Annotated in this window: 23 protein-coding genes and 1 pseudogene; 5 read left to right on the forward strand and 19 right to left on the reverse strand. The window is 40.5% G+C overall.

What is annotated here, in order from left to right:
* Window positions 1–106: 106 nt before the first annotated feature.
* The 14 genes from F948_RS05205 to F948_RS05275 all read right to left on the reverse strand — a co-directional run bounded on the left by F948_RS05205 (window position 107) and on the right by F948_RS05275 (window position 15,583).
* Window positions 107–3,211: a type I restriction endonuclease subunit R gene (locus F948_RS05205; protein WP_004960776.1), complete on the reverse strand. Its 3,105-nt coding sequence runs from the start codon at window positions 3,209–3,211 to the stop codon at window positions 107–109.
* A 175-nt stretch (window positions 3,212–3,386) separates the two neighbouring features.
* On the reverse strand, window positions 3,387–3,893 hold the full coding sequence (locus F948_RS05210) for a hypothetical protein (protein WP_004281636.1): 507 nt from the start codon (window positions 3,891–3,893) through the stop codon (window positions 3,387–3,389).
* Window positions 3,890–4,588, reverse strand: a complete 699-nt coding sequence (locus tag F948_RS05215; protein ID WP_004960779.1) for a DUF3800 domain-containing protein — start codon at window positions 4,586–4,588, stop codon at window positions 3,890–3,892. Before F948_RS05215 ends, F948_RS05210 begins: the two co-directional genes overlap by 4 nt.
* Before the next feature lie 2 nt (window positions 4,589–4,590).
* Complete coding sequence (locus F948_RS05220; protein WP_017397399.1) at window positions 4,591–5,952, reverse strand: restriction endonuclease subunit S; 1,362 nt, start codon at window positions 5,950–5,952, stop codon at window positions 4,591–4,593.
* Entirely contained in the window at window positions 5,949–7,406 is a 1,458-nt protein-coding gene (locus tag F948_RS05225) for an AlbA family DNA-binding domain-containing protein (protein WP_004960785.1), read from the reverse strand. Before F948_RS05225 ends, F948_RS05220 begins: the two co-directional genes overlap by 4 nt.
* Window positions 7,396–9,126 (reverse strand): class I SAM-dependent DNA methyltransferase, encoded by a 1,731-nt coding sequence (locus F948_RS05230; protein WP_004960788.1) that lies wholly within the window; start codon window positions 9,124–9,126, stop codon window positions 7,396–7,398. Before F948_RS05230 ends, F948_RS05225 begins: the two co-directional genes overlap by 11 nt.
* Window positions 9,127–9,367: 241 nt before the next feature.
* Window positions 9,368–10,267 (reverse strand): recombination directionality factor, encoded by a 900-nt coding sequence (locus F948_RS05235; protein ID WP_004960791.1) that lies wholly within the window; start codon window positions 10,265–10,267, stop codon window positions 9,368–9,370.
* 139 nt (window positions 10,268–10,406) lie between these two features.
* Entirely contained in the window at window positions 10,407–11,480 is a 1,074-nt protein-coding gene (locus tag F948_RS05240; protein WP_004960794.1) for a YqaJ viral recombinase family nuclease, read from the reverse strand.
* 85 nt (window positions 11,481–11,565) lie between these two features.
* Window positions 11,566–12,603 (reverse strand): DUF932 domain-containing protein, encoded by a 1,038-nt coding sequence (locus F948_RS05245; RefSeq protein WP_004960797.1) that lies wholly within the window; start codon window positions 12,601–12,603, stop codon window positions 11,566–11,568.
* 111 nt (window positions 12,604–12,714) lie between these two features.
* A complete protein-coding gene (locus F948_RS05250) occupies window positions 12,715–13,014 on the reverse strand; it encodes a hypothetical protein (RefSeq protein WP_004960801.1) in 300 nt (99 codons plus the stop codon).
* 140 nt (window positions 13,015–13,154) lie between these two features.
* The gene (locus F948_RS05255; protein ID WP_004960803.1) at window positions 13,155–13,535 is read right to left on the reverse strand and encodes a hypothetical protein; all 381 of its coding nucleotides are present in this window, start codon (window positions 13,533–13,535) and stop codon (window positions 13,155–13,157) included.
* An 11-nt stretch (window positions 13,536–13,546) separates the two neighbouring features.
* Window positions 13,547–14,128, reverse strand: a complete 582-nt coding sequence (locus F948_RS05260) for a hypothetical protein (protein WP_004960804.1) — start codon at window positions 14,126–14,128, stop codon at window positions 13,547–13,549.
* A gap of 17 nt (window positions 14,129–14,145) precedes the next feature.
* Complete coding sequence (locus F948_RS05265; RefSeq protein WP_002126044.1) at window positions 14,146–14,406, reverse strand: hypothetical protein; 261 nt, start codon at window positions 14,404–14,406, stop codon at window positions 14,146–14,148.
* A 799-nt stretch (window positions 14,407–15,205) separates the two neighbouring features.
* Window positions 15,206–15,583: a hypothetical protein gene (locus tag F948_RS05275; RefSeq protein WP_004960814.1), complete on the reverse strand. Its 378-nt coding sequence runs from the start codon at window positions 15,581–15,583 to the stop codon at window positions 15,206–15,208.
* 240 nt (window positions 15,584–15,823) lie between these two features.
* Here F948_RS05275 and F948_RS05280 point away from each other — a divergent pair, with 240 nt between their 5' ends.
* On the forward strand, window positions 15,824–16,750 hold the full coding sequence (locus F948_RS05280) for a chromate resistance protein ChrB domain-containing protein (RefSeq protein ID WP_002123395.1): 927 nt from the start codon (window positions 15,824–15,826) through the stop codon (window positions 16,748–16,750).
* Complete coding sequence (gene chrA, locus F948_RS05285; protein WP_002123392.1) at window positions 16,747–18,093, forward strand: chromate efflux transporter; 1,347 nt, start codon at window positions 16,747–16,749, stop codon at window positions 18,091–18,093. The genes F948_RS05280 and chrA overlap by 4 nt, the downstream gene beginning before the upstream one ends.
* A gap of 41 nt (window positions 18,094–18,134) precedes the next feature.
* Here the strand turns inward: chrA and dmeF are convergent, their stop codons facing one another.
* Window positions 18,135–19,118: a CDF family Co(II)/Ni(II) efflux transporter DmeF gene (gene dmeF / locus F948_RS05290; protein WP_002123401.1), complete on the reverse strand. Its 984-nt coding sequence runs from the start codon at window positions 19,116–19,118 to the stop codon at window positions 18,135–18,137.
* A gap of 57 nt (window positions 19,119–19,175) precedes the next feature.
* On the opposite strand from dmeF, the pseudogene F948_RS16340 reads away from it, so the two are divergent.
* From F948_RS16340 to F948_RS05305, 3 genes and pseudogenes are all read left to right on the forward strand, one after another.
* Window positions 19,176–19,247 (forward strand): annotated as a pseudogene (locus F948_RS16340) (transcriptional repressor RcnR to maintain nickel and cobalt homeostasis); the annotation flags it as partial.
* A gap of 78 nt (window positions 19,248–19,325) precedes the next feature.
* A protein-coding gene (locus F948_RS05300) for an IS3-like element ISAcsp5 family transposase (protein ID WP_100222370.1) occupies window positions 19,326–20,455 on the forward strand; the annotation gives its coding sequence in 2 pieces (ribosomal slippage) (window positions 19,326–19,578 and window positions 19,578–20,455; 1,131 coding nt in all).
* A 66-nt stretch (window positions 20,456–20,521) separates the two neighbouring features.
* The gene (locus tag F948_RS05305; protein ID WP_051006043.1) at window positions 20,522–20,734 is read left to right on the forward strand and encodes a metal-sensing transcriptional repressor; all 213 of its coding nucleotides are present in this window, start codon (window positions 20,522–20,524) and stop codon (window positions 20,732–20,734) included.
* Between the two features lie 396 nt (window positions 20,735–21,130).
* Here the strand turns inward: F948_RS05305 and F948_RS16345 are convergent, their stop codons facing one another.
* The 4 genes from F948_RS16345 to F948_RS05320 form a co-directional block, all read right to left on the reverse strand.
* Window positions 21,131–21,256 (reverse strand): YHYH domain-containing protein, encoded by a 126-nt coding sequence (locus tag F948_RS16345; protein WP_004644597.1) that lies wholly within the window; start codon window positions 21,254–21,256, stop codon window positions 21,131–21,133.
* 76 nt (window positions 21,257–21,332) lie between these two features.
* Window positions 21,333–21,761, reverse strand: a complete 429-nt coding sequence (locus F948_RS05310; RefSeq protein ID WP_002123402.1) for a YqaA family protein — start codon at window positions 21,759–21,761, stop codon at window positions 21,333–21,335.
* On the reverse strand, window positions 21,762–23,069 hold the full coding sequence (locus F948_RS05315; RefSeq protein WP_004960825.1) for an MFS transporter: 1,308 nt from the start codon (window positions 23,067–23,069) through the stop codon (window positions 21,762–21,764).
* Window positions 23,070–23,163: 94 nt separating this feature from the next.
* Window positions 23,164–23,811 carry a hypothetical protein gene (locus tag F948_RS05320; RefSeq protein ID WP_002123386.1) on the reverse strand — a complete coding sequence of 216 codons (648 nt, stop codon included), beginning with the start codon at window positions 23,809–23,811 and terminating at the stop codon, window positions 23,164–23,166.
* Window positions 23,812–23,815 lie beyond the last annotated feature (4 nt).

The raw sequence follows: 23,815 nt of genomic DNA on the forward strand, positions 1-23,815 counted from the left end.
CCCAAAATACATTGGTTATTGTAACTTTATCTATTTTTTCAAAGGTTTCGCCCAAGAAGAGCATGTAAATTATTTTGTGTAAATTACGTTCTTTATAAATGATTTTTTAGCTAGTCGTCCACGCATTCGACAACTGCTCAGCTTGCTTCATCACCAACTCAATCGCTTCAGCTGCTTTATCAGGCGGGTACTTCCAACGCTGCAATGTACGACGCACAAGAATTTTAAGCTGAGCACGCACACTATCCCGAACCTGCCAATCGACCGTCGTTGATTTCCGTAGCTTCTCTGTAATCTCTCGTGCGATCTGTTTCAGCGTATCGTCTCCAAGCTCTCTGACCGCACTTTCATTGTTTGCCAAAGCATCATAGAAAGCGATTTCATCTGGATTTAACCCAAGTGAAGCTTCACGCTGCATCTCTGCCTGAAATTCTTTTGCCATTTGAATGAGTTCTTCAATGACCTGAGAAGTTTCAATCGCTCGGTTATTGTATTTCCTCAAGGTTTCCTGCAAACGGTCAGAGAAGCGTTTTTCCTGTACCACATTGTTTCGTGTCTTTGCCTTAATGCCATCATTGAGTAACTTTTCCAACAGTTCAACTGCCAAGTTACGGTATGGCATCTGCCTTACATCTTCTAAGAACTCATCTGAAAGCAAGCCAATGTTAGGTTTATCCAAACCACACATTGCAAAGACATCTGTTACGCCATCAGCAATGACAGCATTGTCCAGAATCTGTTTTAGCGCACTGTCCTTTTCAGCTTGCGACAGTTTACGATCTACAGAGGTATGCTTGCTAATGACCGCTTTAATGGCTGAGTAAAAGGCAATTTCTTTGTGCAGGTTCTTCGCTTCATCCAAGGTGCTGCATAAAGAGAAGGCTTTATTGATTGCTAAGACTAAATCAAGAAAACGCTTTTTACCATCCTTCAAGCTCAGCACATAGTTAGCTGCGGGGATAATCAGTCGGTGTGCCTGAGTTTCGTAAGCACTCAAATCCATACCTGCCTGTTCGTTGGTTTTGGCGAACATTCCTCGTATTACATCCATCTTTTCAGCAAGAACTGCATATGCTTCTTCTGCACGTAAAGTCGGCTCACCTTTCCCTTTGGCATCGGTATAGGTTTTTAAGGCCTGCTTCAATTCATTAGCAATGCCGATATAGTCAACAACTAGTCCACCCTGCTTATCTTTAAAGACACGGTTCACACGTGCAATTGCCTGCATGAGATTGTGCCCCTTCATCGGTTTGTCGATATACATGGTATGCGTGCATGGTGCATCAAAACCTGTAAGCCACATATCTCGGACAATCACTAGCTGCAAAGGATCTTTGACATCCTTAAAGCGTTTCTCAAGACGTTTTTTAGTTTGCTTATTGTAGATATGCGGCTGTAATAATGGTTTATCTGAAGCTGAACCCGTCATCACAATTTTGATTTTGCCTTTTTCAGGATCAGGGTCATGCCAATCTGGACGTAAGGCAATAATCTCATTGTAAAGGTGGACACAGATCTCGCGGCTCATGGTCACAATCATGCCTTTACCCGCCGTGGCTTCGGTACGGGCTTCAAAGTGTGCAACCAAATCGGCAGCTATCTGTTTCAGCCGTGGTGAGGCACCCACCAGCTTTTCTAGTCGGCTCCACTCACTTTTAGTCTTTTCTCTGTTACCAACATCTTCTTCATCTTCTACAACCTCATCGACTTGATCAGATAGCTCTTCGATTTCAGCCTGATTAATATCTAGCTTTGCCAAACGTGATTCGTAATAGATGGGTACAGTTGCACCATCATCAACGGCATCCTGAATGTCATAGATGGAAACATAATCACCAAAGACAGCTCGGGTGTCTTTATCCTCACTCGAAATCGGCGTTCCAGTAAAGCCAATAAAAGCAGCATTCTTTAAAGCATCACGCATGTGCTTGGCATATCCAAACTTGTACGTGCCATCATTGCTTAGTTTTGCTTTCAAACCATATTGGCTACGATGTGCTTCATCTGACATCACAACAATATTGTGGCGTCCATTCAATAATGGATGCTCACTCTCACCTTCCAATAATGCAAACTTTTGTACTGTGGTAAAGATGATGCCACCAGACTCACGCTCAGCTAAAAGCTGTCTCAGCTCATCACGGGTATTGGCTTGTACTGGGGTTTGTTTTAATAGTTCTTGAGCATTGCTAAAGGTTTCAAAGAGCTGTCCATCCAAGTCATTACGGTCGGTTACGATTAACAAGGTTGGGTTGTGCATGGCAGGCTGCTGTAAGAGTTTGCCTGCATAGCAGCACATGGAAATACTTTTACCCGAGCCTTGGGTATGCCACACAACGCCTGCCTTCTTATCCCCATTCGGATTGGCTGCTGCAATGGTCGCCTGTACCGCTGCCCGAACCGCATGGAACTGATGATAGCCAGCAATTTTCTTAATGGTCTTTTCGCCATCTGTTTCAAATAACACAAAGAATCGGATGTAATCTAAAAACAATTCTCGGTCAAAGAAGCCCCGAACAACTGTTTCTAGCTCCCATTCTAAAGCAGGTTTATCATCTTCATGCTTAATTGTACGCCACGGCAAAAAACGTTCCTGATTCGCTGTGAGTGAACCTACACGTGCTGTTACGCCATCACTCACCACCAAGGCTTCATTAAAAACAAACAGATCCGAGATTTCTTCTTTGTAGGTTTGCAGTTGGTTAAAAGCATCCCAAATATCCGCGTTTTCATCGGTTGGGCTTTTTAGCTCCAACACCGCAAAGGGAATACCGTTAATAAAGCAGATGATGTCAGGGCGTCGCGGCTGCTTCACACCTAGAATGGTAAATTGATTGACCGCAACAAAACGGTTTTGCTGCACATGGTTGAAGTCCACCAAGAAGGCATGGTCATGTACCCAATCGTCCTGTTTCTTATAGGTGACAGGTACACCTTCCAATAACATACGGTGGAAAGCACGGTTATTAATGACTAAATCCAAACTTTCAGGCTTGCTCAGTTTTAGCCAAACCTGTTCAAAACAGCTTGCAGGCAAATGTGGATTTAAGCGTTCAAAAGCCGCCTGTAAATCAGCTTCGATTAAAATCTGTTTATAGTCGTTGCGTAAAGGGTTACTGCTATCGGGCGCAATATCAATACCATGAACGACTCCCCAGCCATTTTCGGTGAACCAGTCGAGGCAGAGATTTTCGAGTTGCGTTTCGTTCATGGATTCCCCCTATTCATTTAAACTTTAAATTCTGGTCTCTAATTACTATTTATATAGACATTATCTTTTGTAACTGCTATTGCGACCCTATATCAGTTTACTTATAATGTGCCTAGCTCATCTACCTAGTGTAGAAGGAGTATACGAAGTCCTTATATAGCAATATATCGGGGCTTTAGCCTTTTTTAGGGGTATGAAAACTTTCATATTCTTTTCTAAGTTTCCGTTTTGTATGCTCTCTTAGGCAATACGCTGTTTTCAATAAATAATATTTTTCATCTAAATCTGTTTTACGCTTAGCTAAAATAACAACAAAATCCAGATGTTCCGCCCAAATAACAACATGTGTTTCTCTACCGCGCTGATTTTCCCAATATAGAAAACCTGCTTGATGTGCATTCGTTATACACCAAGCCACCCACCGAATTCTCTCACAACGCTTTAGATCTGGAAGTCTGTCCTCTTCATTTTTATTATTTTGATCTGCAGCTTCAGAAATCAAATGCCAAAAGCCAAAAGCTTTATCTTTTGTTGTCGGACGAAATCTGACTTTTACGGGTGTATTTAGAAACAATAAGTTGGCATTGACGACTGTTTCTAAATAAACAGCATAGATTTCATTTTCATAGTCATTCCAGCTATCAAATCCCGCAAAAGCAATCAGTTCAGGAGGAGTATTCAATATTGAGGACTCCATATAAACAAATTAAACTTTTCCGCTTTAAGCAATGTGCTTATCTGCAAGCTCAACTGTGAACGATTTTGTAAATAATGAATGAGTTCAAGCTTCGCTTCACTCGTCTTTAGCCCTCTATGCAAATACGATAAGGCACCTATAAACAAGTCTGCTAGCTGTAGCAACAAAACATCATGTGATTGCACCAAATCTATTGAATGGATAATAGTGCGATCGAAATCATAATTCGCATTGCATAAAACCTCACGCAACTTTGTTACTTTCTCTTGTCCCTTAGTATCTTTGATATCTAAATAGATTTTGTAATTATGATTTGGTGCAATTAAACGATTCAGCAGTAAGTACCATTGCTTATAATAAAAATCATCGTGACTCTGCATAAAGTTTGCATGATTTAATTTACTTTTATCTGGAATCACAACGCCTCTAAAATAAAGAAGAGGTTCATCAAAAAATAAATCTACGAGTGCTTTATAAAATGGGAGTTTGCTTTTAGAAACTTTCGTCCATTTAATTTCATTATTTGCAGAGATCTCAAATTCTTTTTTGAGTTGCTTAACTTTTCTTGCTAAATACTTATGATGTGAATCTGGGCACCATATTGCACCAAGTACCATTGCAGCAAAACCATCATTTTCGAGATGACAGCTTTCATCACAATAAATATTAAAAATACTCACGCTCAAGCCACCTCGTCCTGCACACCTGACACATCTAACTCACCCGACAATAATTTGGGTAATAAGGTATCCCTTAAAGCTATTAAGCTATTATTTTCATATAAATTATTTTTTATATGCCCCATAATTTTTTCAACTTTAGACTCAAACAAGTCCATCATTTCTATGCTTGGTTTAATAGAAGTAACAGTATCAAATGTTGATTGAGTAATGGTATCAAATACAGCACCATGAGTATTTTTCTTTAAAACCTCTACTGCATTTTTTATCAAATAGTAGGTCATAAATTGCCTTACACCATTTATTCCTTGAACACCATAACAAGATTGGTTCATAGCCATTTCATAACCAACCAATGCTATTTTTCCTACAGTGCCTCTAGCAGTTATAATTGTAGTTCCTACAGGGAGTAATTTCGTTGAACTTTTATTTAAACCAAGTTCTGAAATTTTTTCTTGTGTAGTAATAACAAAAACTTCACCTTCATTTGGAACATCTTTTACAGAGAACCAGAAAATATCACCATTCCAATAATTTGGCTCAGATCTTTTAGGCGTTCCCCCACCAATTAGTGTGATCATTTTTGATAGCGAATATTTATCCCACCCCTTCGGCACTTCCCCTAGCTCACTTTCTACCAACTCATCAGGAAACAGTGTAGCTGTCGCTTGTAACTCTGCAAAATCTTCCTTTGCCATCTGTTCAACCTCAGCTTCGCTTTTACCGCTAATCGCACACATCGCAGCAAGTTCAGCGTCTTTTCCTTCTTGTTTTGCTGCAATTTTGGCACGAACAGGGTCAAAGTCGATAAACCAACTTTTAAAAATGGTTTGAGCAATAGATTCAAGGGTTTGGTTGATTTGGTTATTTAGATGGATTTTGTCGTCTAGTGATTTTAAAATTTTACCTATTTTTTTCCGTTTACCTTTCTCTGGTAATCGTAGATTAAATTCTGCCAATGCTTGCCAAGAAACTCTTTGTCTTCCAGAAGTTCCTTCCATTCTTGAAATTGCGTAACTTCTAAAATCAGGTAATCGTGCGAGATAGTAAACAAAATCTTCGTCGTCTTTTGACTTTGCTGACAAAACTATAAACTCTGTTGAACCGTGGGCGATACAACCTACTGGTAAATTTTCGACTTTAGCTGTTTTACCATTTTCTAAGCATGGAGTGATTCGTGCAAATAAGGTATCACCATTTTTAAATTTTGCTCCGCCACCATTAAAAACTTTATTCGAAACTTCATTAATATCTCTGCCATTTACAGGTAAAGATGCCATATCAATAAAAGGAAATTCCTTACCTTTAGATAACGGACGGCTGGGATTAAAATCCACAATATCCTTTATTGTCTCAAAACTCACACCTCACCCCCAAATTCTTTCTTAATCGCCCAATAGCCACGTGTTCCACCCACACGCTCAAGCCAACCTGCATCTTTTAAACTCTCTAAATGCTTCTGTATGGCTGACTTATGAATGCCCAATTGCTCAGTCATTTGACGATAAGAAATTTTCGGCTGTTGTTGGATTAAGCCTAATATCTGGATTTGCCGTTCAGTTAAAATATAGCTTTCGGTTGTACCACCTGACTCCGCGATTGTACCACTGACTGTACCACCTAAATCCTCGATTGTACTACTGACTGTACCATCTACCATATCACTGACAGATTCGATTACAGGGCGATACAACTTCACATCGAAGAAATCACCCGTTTCCGAAAACTCAGGTGTTGTGAGTCCTTCCACTTCACACATTTGTATAATACGCTGCAAGCCACTGCCCCAGTGCTCAATGTAGCCCAACTCTCTAAACACACGTGCCAATACCCTATTACGAATTTCCGAACGACCATACAGCAAATCATCTTCAGTTAAACCATTAGGTAAACCACCTGGGGAGACGATATTGACCAAATCATCATAAACTGCGACTTTAATATTACGTCCAAAGTTACTGTAATCTCGATGTACATAAGCATTAATCAGTGCTTCACGAATGGCACTTTCGGGGATTTCCAAATAGTCGTAACGCTTTAAGCCACGAATTTCGGCACGCAAAGATAAATGATTTTTAATAAAAATTTCTGTTTGTTCAATTTGTGAAAACAAATCACCTATGTATTCTTTACGGTCTAAAAACACACTCATATTGGTGCCTTTAAATCGGGCGCATTGAGTCATCACATGCTCATATTGACCGAGCAAGATCAATAAACCATGACTGGCATAACGCTGTCCTTGCTCTTCAATCACCAGTTTCAGATTCAACATCTTTTCTAAAGTCAGTGTTTTATCAGCAGCTTTGAACGCTGCTTCCAAAACTGTTAAATCGAGCTTTTCCAAAGGGTATTGATAATTGGCTAAAGCATCGAAACTTACATTCAGACGCTGCAATTCTAATTGCTGAATGTTTTCTGGTGAAGCAACACGATTGCTAGCACCTATGCGTATATACGTACCTTGCTCACGTCCCATGGGTTTAAGGTAATATGGAAATAAACTTCCTCGAGCAACCTCGACCACCAACAACTCGATACCATCTATATTCTCAACATAAATTTGTACAGCAAGTTGCGGAACGCATAACTCATAAATCATCGAGGTGATTTTATCTTGCAGGTCAAAAATATCTTCTTGAATACCTACTAATTGTCGATCATCAGTCACCCCAATAATTAACTTTCCGCCACTACTATTCGCAAAAGCAATTAATGTTTTGGCAATCTGCTGACCTTTAGGTAACTGCTGCTTAAATTCTAACGTTTTACTTTCGCCTTTCTGAATCTCAAGCAGCAAGGGTTGCTCAGAATTCATAACCTAAGCCCTTTAAATTCTTATTAATCTCTGCTTCTAAAACAGCACTTTCAGCAAACTGCTGTTTAAGTTGTCCTGTTAAGCGTGCCATTTTCTCAGCAAATGGCTCGCCATCATCTTCCTGCTCGACTGCACCGACATAACGCCCCGGAGTCAGTACGTAGTCGTGCTTTTGTATATCTTTGAGCTCAGCAGAGAAACAGAACCCTTTCTCATTTTGATACGCTTCGCCTTCAAAATTTTCGCCTTGTTGCCAAGCATGTAAAGCATTGGTGATTTTAGCAATATCTGCATCGGTAAAGTCACGCAGTACGCGATCTTTCATATAGCCCAAATTACGGGCATCGATGAACAGAGTCTTGCCTTCACGGTTGGCTTTCTTTTTATCTAAAGACAAGCCATTCTTTTTGTCCTTGGTTAGAAACCAGATACAGGCTGGAATTTGCGTGTTGGTAAACAGTTGTCCCGGTAACGCGACAATACATTCCACCAGATCGGCTTCAATCAGGTTCTTACGGATCTCACCTTCATTATTGGTATTTGAGCTCATCGAACCATTGGCAAGTAGCAATGCCATACTGCCTGTAGGTGACAAATGGTGCAGCATGTGTTGCATCCAAGCAAAGTTAGCATTACCTTGTGGCGGTGTACCATACTTCCAGCGCACATCATTTTCTAGAGAAGCATGCCACCAATCCTTGATATTAAAAGGCGGATTGGCCATAACAAAGTCAGCACGCAAGTCTGGATGCTGATCCTCTAAAAAGCTGTCTGCATTCTTTTTACCGAAATTAAAATCAATCCCGCGAATCGCCATGTTCATGGCAGCCAATTTCCATGTGGTCGGATTGCTTTCCTGCCCATAAATAGAAATATGCTTTTTCTGTTCGGAGGCTTTGTAATGCTTTTCCTGAGCATGCTGTTCAATGAACTTTTCACTGGATACGAAGAATCCACCTGAACCCATTGCAGGGTCATACACACGACCTTTATAAGGCTGCAACATTTCAACAATCAAGGTGACGATACTTTTAGGCGTGTAGTACTGCCCACCCTGCTTGCCTTCAGCCAAGGCAAACTGTCCCAAAAAGTATTCGTAAACATGCCCGAGAATATCTTTACTGTGTAGACTGAGTTGCTCACCGTTATATTCTGGATTAGTAAAACTGGTGTCAGAAAAAGTATTGATCAGATCAAGTAACTTGTCATTGTCCAGCTGGTACTGTCCAATACGATTCAGAATGCCCTTAAGTTTTGGATTGGCTTTTTCAATTTCATCAAAGGCATTATCAATCAGCCAGGATACAGAGCGTAGTTTGACGTCTGCACCTTGTTCATCCTGCCAAATGACTGAGCCAATTGGTAAAGCGGCTGCATCACGGATATTTGACCAGCGGCCTGCTTTTGGCACCCAAAACACGTTTTTTTCTTGGTAGTAATCCAGTATTTCTAGTTCGTCAGCAATAGCCTGTTGGTATTCTTCTTCACTGTCGTACTGATCGCGCGGCATGTAATAGATGTTGTGATCGTCTTTTTGTGCAAACAATTCTTTGAGTTCAGATTGCCGTTCATCAAAAGCATCTGATACGTACTTTAAGAAAATCAGTCCTAAAACAATATGCTTATAGTTGGCTGCATCTAGACTGCTGCGTAATTTGTCGGCGGCTTTCCAAAGCTTGTCATCTAAGTCATTTAGAAATTTTTGTTCCAATGAATGCATTTTATTTCCTCAATCTAAGATCAACCGCTTTGGTTTTATACTTAATGTTAAACAATGTTGCTAAGTTAGCATATCTACGACCTATTAAAAGTCATGCACTTAACAAAAAAAAATAGAGATTAATTAAGTCTTGTTATTTTAACGGGATAACTATAGCTAAAATAGTACTTTGACGACTCCCACGACTAATACTGTCGTAAAAAAGAGCAAACTAGAAAGCTGCTCTTTTCCAACCAACCGATTAGTTGACGGGTCTGACTGATTGCTGCAACCCCTGCTGAATATCCTGCACAAACCCTTCATGCGAAGCTTGTTGCTCCACCGTTCGGTTTTGTTCTTGTTCAGGGTAGTATTCCTCCAGCACCTCTAACCCTTCCTCTATATCCGTTTCAAACCGCGCATTGGCAAAACCCTTCCTTGCCGTAAAGTCCAAAGCCTCCTGATAAAACCCAGCTTGTTTACTCTGTTCATCAATTTGCTTCGCCTGAATAATCGCCTCATTCAGACTAATGCCCTCCCGTAAAGTCAGATCCACGTAGTACACCGGCTGACGATAACTTTGCGTTGTACTTTTACCTCGTAACATCAATTGCAGTGGCAAGCATGAAAGCAATCCATTCGATGCTGCATGGTAATAGCTCAAGCGTGCTGCCAAAGTCCGTATGCTGTTAAAGCCTGTTGTTCTAAAAATGAATGTGCCAAATTCATCCGACTCATCTAAATTTACATGCAAACGTCCATAGGGCTTGCAATGCCCACCCTGAGCCAATGGACACAAATCAGGTGAAGGACACGGATGCTGTTCAACGCCTTGATTGGTTAACCGCTGGCAGGTTTCTCCATTGCCGACACAGATCGGACGGCCAGTCTGTCGATCAAACAGACTATATTCTGCACGTAGGTTTAAGTCAGGATCATTGAAAATCATTCTGACGGGTATTGAGCGCAGCTTTTGATTGGGGGTATTGGCTCGAAGCTGTTCATCCAGTGGATGTTTCACCCATCCTTCTTTGCTTTGAATTTGGGACGTAATGGTGAACTGATCATCTTTTTCCGGTAGGCGTTTGCCGTTCTTTTCTACTACCCGACCAATACTGATACGCCCCAAGATGGGTGGTGTGATTGCTAGACCTTTAATCATATTGAAATTCCTCTGTCGTTGAGATGTTTAGATGTGTTGCACTGTTTGCTTAAATTAAAATCGGCATAAAAAAATCCCATGCAGGGCTGCACGGGATTTCAGATTGCTTCTTGCTGAGTGATTAACTCTAAACTTTGAGCTAATCGTGATAAATGTTGAAACGACGGCTGCCTGCTTTCTGCAATGGGTATTGTTGGATGAGTTCAGGTTGGTGCTGAAGTAAGGACTTGGTATCTAGGCTGATACTGTCCTTGCTCTTCTTCCATGTCACTGAACCTTGCTGAAATACAGCACGCTCATGCTCCTGCATCAGTGCCTGAACACGGTGTTTGAGTAGATCAAACTGACTTTGGTGTTGTTCAATCTGCTTCTTTTCTTCAATCAGTTGATCAAACAGTTCATTAGCAAGTTTCACCTCCGTTAGATCAACACAGCTCAGTGGGGTATGTTCAGGATAGAGCTGCTGTAAAGCTTTGGCTGCCGATTCACTGGCATCCACTGCTGGTGGAACGTCATTTTCAACACATTCCCAAAATAATCGTTCTGCCTGAATGATTTGTTCAATCAGGGCTTCATTACGACTGACTTTGTAGATTTTGGTTTCCTGCCCACACAGCAACACACAAATATGTGCCGCTTGTTTACCTGTCACCGCCAGTTGATGTTGTACCTGACACAGTACATACAGAGGTACACCCAACTTCCACAACTTGGCTCCATATTCACCTGCGGTTTTGCATTCTAGGATTTGCACGTCTTCATTGCCCACCACGGCATAATCCAAGTTTGCCAACATAAAGGCTTTATCAGGATCAGGGTGCTGTAACACCGCATTGACCCGACGGACTTTATTATTGGTGTGCATGCTGTAGTATTCTGCGACCAAGGGTTCTAACTGCTTGCCCCAATATAAAGGTGCATGTCCTGAGCTTTCATCTTCAATATTTTGCTGTACCCGTCCTGTTTTAATCATCCACAGTTCCAGCATCGACATATAGGGATTCAAGCCACAGGCAGCTGCGGCATCACTGCTGCCTATTCCCTGTTTACGCACTTCCAGCCATGCCTGATAGTCCAGTTGTTTGGTGTTGATCAGACGTTTGGCATTTAAGCTGCGTTTTGAACCTAATTGACTTTGTTTAGGCTTGTTATTGGCTATAGTTGGTAAATACTGAGATTGAGACGTTACTGTTGGGTTTATAATCTGATTCATGGGTTTATCCTTCTATCATTGATTTTAAAACGGCATAAAAAAAGCCACATCCGAAGATGTGGCAAAGAGGGATACAAGATAAAATTTAGGCTGCAAGATATAATGCTTGCTCTAATCCACGTTGCTTTAATGCTGCCCCTGCACCAAACCAAGCAGAGTCAAGGCGGTGATCAGTACTCATCGCACGACGTTCATGGTCGACAAACTCGGTGATCGCACAAAGTAGTCCATAGGCGGTGTCTTTGGCTGAAGATAAGTCTGCTCCACGTCCCTGCCCATTAAACATATTCATGACTTTGGTCATGGCACGTCCATTCGGTTCAGTTTTATTGGGTTGTGGATTGGCTTGAGACGCGACATTACGGTAGTACTGAATAATGTTATCCTCCTGTTCCATCGCACTTAGGCTATTGTTGTTAAATACCGCATCAAAATAAGCCGCTGCTTCTTTCTGGGTGACTTTACGTTGGGTGAGTTGTTTCATTTCATACATGTGGTCGTACCATGTTTTCACTGAAATACCGAGTTGATCTTTGACTTTGTCGGCATCAAACTTAGTACTGTGCGGTACTTTGACCACGCCTGCATTGGAACTCTGCCCTCGTAAGGCAATCGCTAAGGTGTTGTTGCACACCACACGGATATTGGTGAATTGTGCTGTGGTCGCCAACGTACCGTCACATGCGGTTGCTAGCAGAATATAGCCATTGCTGACATCTCCACCTTTCAATTCTGCAGTTTGTCCTGTACGCGCCAAGGCCCAGAACTTTTTCCCGCCTTTTAGGACACCTGCGGTTTCCAGTTCAAAGCCGGATTGCTCAGTCAGATCACGGTAGAACTCCAGAATTTCCATCGGTTGGACTTCTTGATAACGCTGACTCACCACCGATAAAGGAGCATGGGTATCTGAACGGTACAGTACCCGTTGTTCTTCATACGGCATGATGATGCTTTGTCCACGCGCGTTTTGAGCCATGTAGCTGACATTAGATGATTCAATGCGCCAGTCCATACCTGCTTGCTTGGCCCAGACTTCAATCGGTTGGTTTTGGCTAAGTTGATTGCCCAGACCATGCCACGGGGTTTGTCCGACATACGCCATTTGTTCAATTTGATGTGCCATTTTGATTATTCCTTAAATAAAAGTGAAAGATGTAAAAATGCAGAAATGCGCTGTAAGGGTTTAAACAATCCATCTATTCAAAGATGTAACCGTGTAAAGTCAGAGATGCGATTACGGCACCCATGCAAACGCTTGTTGGCAATCCAAACAGAGATACTGCTCGGCATTGCTGTAATATTTTTCATAGCAGTACTGACTGACAATAACCAATACACCACCCACCACAACACCGATGGCTGCGCCTGTAAAAGGCGGGAATCCTGCCTTTTTGGCAAGCTGCATGCCGAACAGCGCCATCTGTGTCGGTGAAATACAGCGTTGCAGTTGTTCGAAATAGTTGGCGTTTGCATGACTTGAATCAGTCTGTCTGACATGGGTGGACTGACAATAGGGGCATTGAATTAAGGACATTGAATATTCCTTGTTAAATGAATTGGGTACGAAAAGCTGAATTGAGGGCATAAAAAAACCGTGCCCATTGAGGACACGGTTTGATTTGGTGTTTCATCTAAATTTAAATGCTGTGTTTTAACATTTAGAATGCAAGACGGTTATTGAAAGCTATAGCTTGCAGTGCCTTTATCTGTTTCGACATCAACCTGCACCACATTACTGTAGCTACAGTCTGTTAATTTCAGTCTTAAACGTTGCCCCATCTTAAAATGCTGCGGATATTCCAATGATCGACGATAGCCTTCATAACGACATTGTCCATGATTGACAGAAACATGGCTGACATCGATAGGCTCTGCAATATTGGAACGGATGGTCAATACCGTAGCGGATTGATTTTGGGCATACCAGTTACTGGTATCAATTACATCGAGTTCGACTGTAAACGTGTTTGGATCAAGGCCAGCATTACAGCCACTCAACATGATGCCTGTCGTTGTAGTCACTGCGAGGAGTAAGGGTTTTAAAAGTTGTTTCATCAAGTTCATCCTTAGCAGTAGTTATAGCTCACGCCATAATCACCTGTATTTAAATCAATGCTGGCCAGATGGATTTCACAGTCTGTGCCGTTATCAAATTTATAGACGTAGTAGCGATTACCCGCTTGCTCCGACTCCAGTGCGCCATGTTCTTGCAAGCTAAAGTCTTGCACTGATTTGCCTGTATCTTTTGCGGCTTTGGCAAAGATATAGCGCTGATACTTGTCTATATTGTCCTGCTCAAATTCAGGCAGTTCATCATAAGGCAGCATCGACAGTAAGGTATCCACTGCCTTAAGGTTTTGATCAAACTCAAAACTCAGCAATTCAGGTTCATGATCTGATGGACTCAAACGCTTGCTTCCCATGGTCAATTCTTTGACATCGATCCCATCCACTTCTGCTGCTGCAATCTCAGTGGATACTGCTTCTGAATTGGCAGATTCTAAAGGTTGTGCAGAGCTGACCTCAGAAGTGTTGGCTGGAACCGTTTTTTCAGTTGCGTGTTTAGGGCTAAAGAAGTAGAAGCCTGCGATGCTGATCAAGGTCAGGGCTAAGATTGCCGCCAAGCCCAATATGGTTTTTTGGGTCATTTGAATGTTCCCCTCATTTAGTTGGGCACAGTGACTTGACCATTCTGCGCATTAAAGTGAACAAAACGTGGACAACCACCTTGAAAGTTCACCGTGAAATTACGCCAACCACGGTTGCCAGGATTGGTTTTATAAAGACATTGATAAACCCCACCGCCTGTATGACGTGCTTGAACAAGGTAGGATTCACTGGCTTGTGCAAACCAGCCTGCCTGCGCCAATGATGCGCCTGCAAGTAGGGATGAAATCAGGGCAGTTTTTAGGAAAGTTTTAAACATCATCATTTTCTCTTTTTTTATAGGCATCACTGGTCTTGGTCTTAATCAGACACAGTGTTCCCCATGTCATAAATGTTGGAATGAATATCTATGTTTTTTTGAAGTGTTATAGACGATAAAGCACACAAATCTATGCCCCTCAAAACAGCATGAGAGATTCATCTTCATATCGGTAATATGTACTTGAAAAAGTTTTATTCTTATAAAGTGATCGACACAGCAATGCATGAAATACACAGCATCAGGTCACATTACCCCTGTGGTGTAGATCGGGCACACATAAAAAAGAGAAATATAAAAGACGGTCTTGATGTAAGCGCATGGCGTACTCCTAGATGATTTAGAAGTTCTACCAAAATCACTGTCAAATAATGGTGGTAGAACGAGAAAGGGTTGACAGACCAGTCATCTAGGAACCGGCACGCACAAGGCGTCCCTCCCTCGCCCTACCGCAACGAAGGGGGACGAACGAGTTCGCCACCAAAAAATTACTTTTTTGATGTGCTAGATGATAACGGTCTGTCAAAACCGACTGACGATGTAGGTCAGCAGGCTAAGGATAATCTGCACGCTGTAGAGCGTCAAGCAAGTGCAGGACTCTGATATAAATTTTCAGCGCCGTACAGGTGCTCCATCAAACCATTTAAATCCTTTAGGGTAAATGCAAATTCTATTCGGAAGCCCAAACTGACCCGTTTGATTCTCCGGCATGCTATTTAATGCACCCAAAGGACAGCCCCCTTCTTCTTGCATAGTCCGCTCAACCCTCAGCGCTTTTTGTGCATCAGCATCGGAAAGCTCATGATGCATTTCTGGATAAACGCATGTGCCCAGATATCCAGTGCTCTCTGCTATCATTGCAATATCCCAAAGGATCAGCATAGAGTGATCGGTTAAAGCTCAGATAAAAGTGGATCACATACCGCTGCTGAACATCATCACGCACAATCCGATAAAAACGATAGACCACCTGCGTTCGATACCAAAATACTGTGGCTAAACTATTTTGGAAATTTGATAAAAATCGCTCTAACTGTCGCAAATCGATAATTTCATTTCCACCCTCATTTAGACTTAGTTCCAGTTTTAAATCCGCTGCATCAGGATAGATCTGGCTTGTATTACGGTAGGATTCTCTCAGCTTTTCAATCCGCTTCTCGTAGCGCTCAGCGCGCACAATAAACACAATCCAAGACACTGATTTTTAATAAATTTCATTAATTCTTGTTCTACATTTACCGTAAAAACTACCGCAAAAAAGATCTGTACACTACCCGAAAATTTCTTAGATATAGTGATGATCCATACGTATATCAGCAAACAATATATCAGATTTCCTGAATAACAAATTCAGTATAAAAATTACCACAATTAAATAAATTGTTATAACCTATACAAAACTTGTAAAGTTTATAACATGAATATAAGCATCCTCATTTCTAGCCTTTCCACACAAAACTCTTCTGCTCGAATGAGAATTTGGCGTTCCATCAAAAGCTGTGGTGCAGCAACTCTGCGTGATGGTGTATATGTTCTACCTAATGAACAAAAGCAGCGCTTTGACCCCATTATTGACGAACATCAAAGTGCCGATGGCATTGCCTATCTATTCGATTCCGTTAGCAACAATAATTTAGACTTAATTCAACTATTTAATAGAAAAAGTGAATACTCTGAATTTTTGCTACAACTGAATGAAATAGAGAGTTCACTGAATGTTGAGCAAAAAAATGAACATTTAAAAAGCATTAGAAAATTAAGAAAGCAACTTTCATCTCTCATCGATATTGATTTCTTTCCTAATGAATTACAAAACACAGCCTTAAACGCGATATCAAAACTCGAACTTAAAATTCATCACCTAGGGGAATCAAATGAGCCCTCTTCTATAAATAGTGATCTACCTTCTCTTAATCTTCATGACTTCCAATCTAAAACTTGGGCTACGCGAAAACGACCTTGGGTGGATCGTTTAGCTTGTACGTGGCTCATTCAAAAATTTATTGATAAAGACCCTACTTTTATTTGGCTACAAGATATTAAAGATTGTCCAGCAGATGCTTATGGTTTTGATTTTGACGGTGCAACGTTTACCCATGTTGGTGAGCTTGTGTCATTCGAAGTACTTTTACACAGCTTTAATTTAGCCGATAAATCACTTCTGAAAATCGCTGAAATTGTCCATTACCTAGATATTGGCGGAAATGAGCCACCAGAAGCACTTGGGCTAGAAAAAATATTACAAGGACTAAGAAGCAGTATTCATGCTGATCAACAGTTGGTGGAATTATCCAATCACATTTTTGATGGTCTATATACCAATTTTAAAGGCGAGAATTCATGAATCAATTGCAAGAAAACGATTTCGAGCCCAATCCAGAGGTTAGCTTTAAAGAGGCCATACTGTTTTGGTTAAAACTCGGATTTATCAGCTTTGGCGGGCCTGCAGGCCAAATCTCTGTCATGCACCAAGAATTGGTAGAACAAAAAAAATGGATCTCTGAAAAGCGATTTATGCATGCGCTCAATTACTGCATGTTGCTTCCGGGGCCTGAAGCACAACAATTAGCAACCTATATTGGCTGGCTAATGCACAAAACAAAAGGCGGTATCATAGCCGGACTATTTTTCATTTTACCTTCCCTTTTTATTCTCATCGGTCTTTCATGGGTCTATGCAAAATTTGGAAATGTACCTGTCATTGCAGGGCTTTTTTATGGCATTAAACCTGCTGTCACCGCTATCGTCTTTCATGCAACCTATCGTATTGGCAGTAAGTCACTGAAGAATAAATATATGTATGCTATTGCATGTGCCGCATTTATTCTCATTTTTGCCTTTAATGTTCCGTTCCCCCTTATTGTGCTGCTGGCTGCTTTAAGTGGTTATCTCTTAAGTAAATTTGACCCAAAATTATTCACTAGCAATGTTCACGCATCAAGTCTCAAAGACTACGGGAAAGCAATTATTGATGATGATACTCCCACACCTGAACATGCCATTTTCAAATGGTCTCGCTTGATTAAATTGCTGGTTGTTGCAATTATTTTGTGGTGTCTCCCTATAGCATTACTGACAGTAGCTTATGGCTGGTCTCACGCTTATACACAAATGGCTTGGTTTTTCACTAAAGCAGCCTTAATGACATTTGGTGGAGCTTATGCGGTTTTACCTTATGTATATCAAGGTGCTGTTAACTTCTATGAGTGGCTTAAACCAACCCAAATGATCGATGGTTTAGCGTTGGGTGAAAGCACACCCGGCCCACTCATTATGGTCGTTGCTTTCGTTGGGTTTATGGGCGGGTACAACCTTGACCTATTAGGGCCTGAACATAAGTTTTTAGCTGGTGCTTTTGGAGCAACAATTGTTACTTGGTTCACCTTCCTATTTTCGTTTGTGTTTATTCTCGGTGGAGCACCCGTAATCGAATCCACTCACAATCAAATCAAATTTACTGCACCACTGACAGCAATTACCGCAGCCGTTGTCGGCGTAATTCTTAATTTGGCCCTCTTCTTTGCTTACCATGTACTATGGCCAAAAGGGTTTGAGGGGCAATTTGACTACATAGCTGCAGTAATAACCATACTCGCTTGTATTGCTCTCTTTAAATTCAATCAAAGTGTATTAAGAGTCATCGGTGCTGCTGCAATTTTAGGGCTTATCATTAAACTAAGCATATAAAAAAAGAGCAGCTCAAATGAGCTGCTCCTTTTTATCTATTTTTATACTGCAGCTTGGAGTCTAGAACTTGTATTAATTTCTACTGAAACGTGCACAATTTCCTCATGAATAGATAAGGCTTTTCTGACTTCATCTGCCGTGATATTTAAACTGCTTACATCTAGTGACAAGATACAAGAAAACTTACCTTTACCTACCTTCCATACATGAATATCAGTAATTACGATTCGGCTATCTAAGTCATCAATGACTTCCTGAATTTCTTGAACAACTGGATGTTCCATTTCAGCATCCAGTAAAGTTTTGCCTGTCTCGCGAATAAGCCCCCAAGACCAATGTGCGACTAGAAATGCACCTACAATACCCAAAACTGCATCTAAGAAATCCCAGCCAAAAAATTTACCTGCAAATAATGCAATGATCGCTAATACAGAAGTCACAGCATCTGCAACGACATGTAAGAAAGCCGCTTTCTGGTTTAAATCATGTTCATGATGCCCATCTTCATCATGGTGATGGTGTCCATGATCATGATGGTGATCATGTTCGTGGTGATGATGGTGATGATGCCCACTATCGTGTAGTAACCAAGCACAAATAAAGTTCACAGCAAGACCAATCACTGCAATTGATATTGCTTCGTTATAGTGAATATTGACGGGATTAAATAGGCGCTCCACCGATTGTATTCCCATAAACAATGCCACAACCATGAGTAAGATCGCACTAGAGTATCCAGCTAAAATTTCTATCTTCCATGTACCAAAACAGAATCGCTGATCTTGTGAATATTTACGTGCCATTCGGTATGCGAAATATGCTAAGCCCAATGCCAGCATATGTGAACTCATGTGCCAGCCATCTGCAAGTAAAGCCATCGAATTAAAGAACCAACCTCCAAAAATTTCAAAGACCATCATGACGCCCGTCAGGATTGTCGCAATTAAAATTTTCTTCTGCGCTAGCGGATTTCCTTCATCGAATTGATGCGTATGGTTGCTTTTAACATTACTTAGATATTGCATTTTTTTATGCCATCAATAATACTCCCCTACAGTATATTTAGTTTGGACAGAAATGCTATGTCTCATTTGCATCAAGACAAAAAAATTTTAAATCGGGTTAAGCGTATTCAAGGACAAATTGATGTGGTTCTAGGATTTTAGACCACGCCTATAAGTGATAATCTACTCCCCAATAAGCATGGGAAATGCTTGTTTTTGGAGTCAACCATGACACGAAGAAAACGTCGTAATCATTCAGCAGAGTTTAAAGTTAAAGTTGCTCTCGCAGCAATTAAAGGCGACCACACACTCGCTGAACTTTCTACTCAATTCGATTTACATCAAAACCAAATCATCGATTGGAAAAATCAACTGCTTGAGCAATCAGTCAATATTTTTTCACGACCAACAGCACAACAAGAACCAGAGATTGACCTCAAAGCTCTACATGCCAAGATAGGACATCAGGCATTGCAAATTGATTTTTTAGAAGGTGCGCTCAGAAAAATAGGGCAGCTGAGCGGCAAAAAATGATCGATAAGACCCATCAACTTTCGGTACGACAACAATCGCAATTGATTCAAATCAATCGCAGTACGTTGTATTACAAGTCCAAAGAGATTTCATCAACTGATTTGAGTTTGATGCGCCTGATCGATGAAATTCATCTCGACTACCCCTTTATGGGCAGTCGAATGATACGAGATATGCTACAGCGTCAAGGGCATCAAATAGGTCGGCGTAAAGTCCGACGTTTAATGCGCTTGATGGGAATACATGCCTTGTATCCAAAACCCAATACCAGTAAGCCTAATCTTGCACACCGTATTTTCCCATATCTGTTGAAAAACATGGTCATCGATCACTCTAATCAAGTCTGGTGTACAGATATAACGTACATTCCTATGGCTAAAGGCTTTGTCTATCTGTGTGCAATTATAGATTGGCATAGTCGTAAAGTACTGGCTCATCGTGTATCGATCAGTATGGAAACAGGCTTTTGCATAGATGCGTTGCAAGAAGCAATTGTGAAATATGGTTGTCCTGAGGTGTTTAATACAGACCAAGGCAGTCAATTCACAAGCGAGGCATTTTTGAATGAGTTAAAATTGCGAAATATCCGTATCAGTATGGATGGGAAAGGACGATGGATGGATAATGTAATGATTGAGCGTTTATGGCGCAGCGTGAAGCATGAGGAAGTCTATTTGAAGGCTTACGATACGGTTAAACAAGCGAAACAATCAATTGCTGAATATTTGGATTTTTATAACATGATACGTCCTCATTCAAGTTTGAATAAGGCAACACCGGATGAATTTTATGATCAACATTTACTAAAAGTAATGGCAGCATAATTTAAATATTTAGAGCGGATTTATCACTTATAAAACTGAATTGAGTGGTCTAATTAACGGAACCACATTAAAATCAACGCCGTTGAGCAGAGTTTGGCCGACCCTAACAAATCATGCATAGAAGTACTGCAACAGGTCGCTGCAGTCCGTGGTGCTGTGAATGGATTAATGAATCAATTGATTGAAGCACATCTAAAAGAGCATGTAATCAAAGATAAAGATGCGATTAATAAAGAAGAGTTAAAAGAGTTTTTAGCATTACTCAGCCGCTATCAATAAAATGACATGATAAAAAATCTCTTTTCAATTTTTATAGACTTGATATGATGAGTACATCTTTATTGCTTAATAGTTTATATGCGACCCCGAATACGTAAGTTTTTAACTTCTCTTTATTCAACTCCAGATTCAAAAGCGCTCGAAATAAAGTTCAATTTAAGTCATCACTGTGACTTTGAACTTTTTAAAAGGTTTAAAAAAACCAACTGCCAAAGCATAAAAAATGCGATTCACAGTATCCTTTATGAGCGAGGCTATACAACTGCCGAAATCTCCGTATTAACAAACTAATTTTTAAAGTTAGCCTCATACTTTGTATGGGGCTTTTGCATTAATGATTACATTACTATTTTATTTCAACTCATAAAAAAGAGGTCTTTTGACCTCTTGTAGACTTTAATGACAGTGGTAATCACCTGTTTTGCTGTTAGTATGGCAACCTTGTTTATTTGTACCACCCGAATGCGCATTTGTATAAGTTACAAACATTCCCAGCACACAAACTAAAACTATTTTTTTCATTTTTGTATCTTCCCCGAGTTGAATAAAACTTTTAGATTATAGAATAACCAAGTTCCTTTTTTTATTAGAATATATTTCAAGCAACCTCTAAATAGATCATGTAAACAACGATATATCTTAAAAATTTAGCCGTGAAAACCAAAATTATAAATATAGTAAATTTTTCCTTTAAAACTCCACTGACTAACGTAATTGGATCACCAATCACAGGCACCCAACTGAGTAATAACATGGGTGAACCATACTTTGCATATAAGATTTGAGCCTTTAATAAATGCTTCTCTGATACTGGAAACCAACGCTTGTCTTTATAGACTTCTAGCTTGATACCCAACCACCAGTTCACACAAGAACCAAGTACATTCCCAACTGTTGCTACAAGTATGAGCAACAGCTCAGAATGCCGACCTAACAGAAAAAAGCCTGCTAACACTGTCTCAGATTGCAGGGGCAATAGTGTTGCTGCACCAAAGGCACTTAAAAATAATAAAACATAGGCCATCATTTATTTCGGCCATCTTTGATGGTTTTCATCTATCACATAGTCATGTGAATGCTTTCCATCATGGTTGTGACTGAGTAGATGTTCATGATCCACAGGTAAATCATCATGTGAATGTACGATTACGGATTCATCTTGTTTTGGCCAAATCATAAAGGCAATACTCATTGCTACTAGAGCAATGACCGCCATAGGCACAAATGTAAAGAGTGTTCCAAAATTGGTACTCAGCCAACCCACTAAAGGGTAAGCTATCAACCAGCATGCGTGTGAAAAAGCGAACTGCGCGGCAAATAATGAAGTTCTATTTTCAATAGATGCAGATTTACGAATTAACCGGCCTGTAGGTGTTTGAGATACTGAGTAACCTATTCCCAAGACAAACCATAAAACTAATAGTCCGTTGTATGAGTTAATAAAAAACCCACAGAATAAGCCAACGACTAGTACAGCTGTGCCGCTCAGCATCACAGCTCGATCGTTAAATTTATCCAGAACATTAGGCAATATAAATGCCGAGAGCATAGACCCTAAGCCAAACAAGCCAAAGGCCCAAGTGGTGGCATGTTCATTTAGCTTAAAGGTTGATTGAACGAGTACAACCGTATTTACAATCACTACAGCACTGGCTGACGCAATCGCAAGGTTTAACGCTAGGAGTGCCTTTAAACGCGGAGTATTAAAATAAATTTTTGTCCCCTGCTTTATTCTGTAATACACCCCTTTAAATACAGGTACTTTAGCAGCAGGCAATTTTGCACTGACAACAAAAAGTGCTGAACCAATAAAGCCAATGACTGTGCCTAAAAATAGATTGTGATAGCTTATAAATCCAAGTAAAAATCCTGCCAACATTGGGCTAATAATATTCTCTAAATCATAAGCCAAACGAGAAAGAGACAAGGCATTGGTATAATCTTTTTCTTCAGGCAATACATCAGGAATCATGGCCTGAAAAGTAGGTGTGAATGCAGCTGATGCAGATTGCAGAATAAAAATTAGAATATAGATTTGCCAAATTTGGGTCACAAAAGGCAGGCATAAAGCAGTTAAAGCACGGATGATATCCAACCCCACTAAAACTTTTTTACGTGGCAGCCTTTCTGCAAATGCTGAAGCAATAGGTGCTACCCCAATATAAGCAATCATCTTTATCGCCAATGCTATGCCTAAGACCTGAGCAGCCTCCCCTTTAGCAATATCATACGCCTGTAAAGCCAAAGCAATCGTAATCAGCCCAGTTCCAATAAGCGCAATGACTTGAGCTAAGAACAAATGCCTATACGTTGTATTTTTTAAAACTTCTAGCATTTTTGGGACCCCTTTTAGAACCTATTTTTTATTTCTAAAATCAATGCCAATTAAAATCTCCTTGGATTTTATTCCAAGGAGATTTTTTTAAAGCTTAAAAGACTTTCTTCATATCACTGAATTGGCCTTCAACTTCCAATGTCACTGAAACAGGACTTTCAGTTCTATTACGCCAGAACCAGCCGTGTTTACCATCAAAAGCTGCTGTTAATGTACCTGTTTGCTGAGTTTCATTACGTCCTTTGCCATAACCATGGTAAAAGCCCTTAGGAGCGCTCACTGGATCACCATGCGTGTCATAATTTAGACCACCGCCTGATGTTGTCCATTTAAAATTCACGCTAGCACTTTCCGGCATCGCCAACTTAATTTCAGTGGCTTGTCCGGGCTTCAACTCAACTGTCATCTGTTGCTTTTGAATTGCAGGCATTAGCATTTTTTCTGCTTCACCAATTGGCATAGATGATTGAATATTAGGGTCACTTGCAGCTTCACTCGATATCGTGTTTGAAACTGCCTCTCCCATACCATTTTCAGACTCTTGAGCCAAAGATTGCTTAATTTCACCCATCGTTGTTAAGCCTAGAACTTTACCAACCCCAGTAGGATCAATATTGTATTCAGCTGGCATAACAACTGTAACTAAGACAACTGCAGCACTCACTGCAGCGATAATGGTTGATTTAACAAGTTTCTTTGCAGAAGGTAATTCAACATCTTGTGGAATTTGAGCGTTGTACATATTT

It is taken from the genome of Acinetobacter junii CIP 64.5 (genome assembly GCF_000368765.1).
Classification (GTDB): Bacteria; Pseudomonadota; Gammaproteobacteria; order Pseudomonadales; family Moraxellaceae; genus Acinetobacter; species Acinetobacter junii.